2 protein-coding genes are annotated in these 588 nt (G+C 45.4%); one reads left to right on the plus strand and one right to left on the minus strand.

Features of this window, described 5'->3' with window-relative positions:
* On the plus strand, positions 1 to 96 hold a 96-nt coding region (locus R7R78_RS28025; protein WP_225474842.1), incomplete at its 5' end, for an RlmF-related methyltransferase.
* A gap of 68 nt (positions 97 to 164) precedes the next feature.
* On the opposite strand, the gene R7R78_RS28030 is transcribed toward R7R78_RS28025, so the two are convergent.
* Positions 165 to 485: a hypothetical protein gene (locus tag R7R78_RS28030; protein ID WP_169566888.1), complete on the minus strand. Its 321-nt coding sequence runs from the start codon at positions 483 to 485 to the stop codon at positions 165 to 167.
* Between the last annotated feature and the right edge of the window lie 103 nt (positions 486 to 588).

A 588-nucleotide genomic window follows, 5' to 3' on the forward strand; every position in this document is an offset into this window, starting at 1 on the left:
GTGGTGGAAATGAGCCAAGGCCAAAAGATCAGTCGTTTTATGGCTTGGTCATTCATGGACAAGCAGCAAAGAAAGACTTGGATTGAGCTGAAATAATTTTATCTAGTTGCATTTGTTCAGCAGAATTGATAAGAAAAGCCCGCAGTTTTTAGCGGGCTTTTTGATCAACGTTTGGCGACTGGTTCACAATTCAGTGCTGTTAGTCGCACAAACTGGTCTGTTTTCGCGTGGAACAGCCCGCAGGTTGTACCGCGAATCTGCAATGTGTACTGGTCAGGAAAATCGGTATAGCTACCGTCTAGTAGCACGTTATCCTTGCCTTTAACTCTGCCTTTCTCAATCAACAAGTGCGGAGACGATTCAAATACGTTGCTTGCGATTCTTGGTGCTGGCGTACCTTGAATTTGTGCAATCGCAGCTTGTACTTCCTTTACGGCCTCCGGCGTGGTTTTAGTGCTTAAGGCTTCAACAGGTTCTCGTGACATTGCTTCACACCCCAAAATCGGTAGTGTTAGTCCAAGACAAGCACAAAGTCTTATAGCTGTTGCGCGCCTTGATCTAGTTGATCTCAACATGTATAGCCTCTGT

This window comes from Vibrio sp. 2134-1 (genome assembly GCF_033339495.1).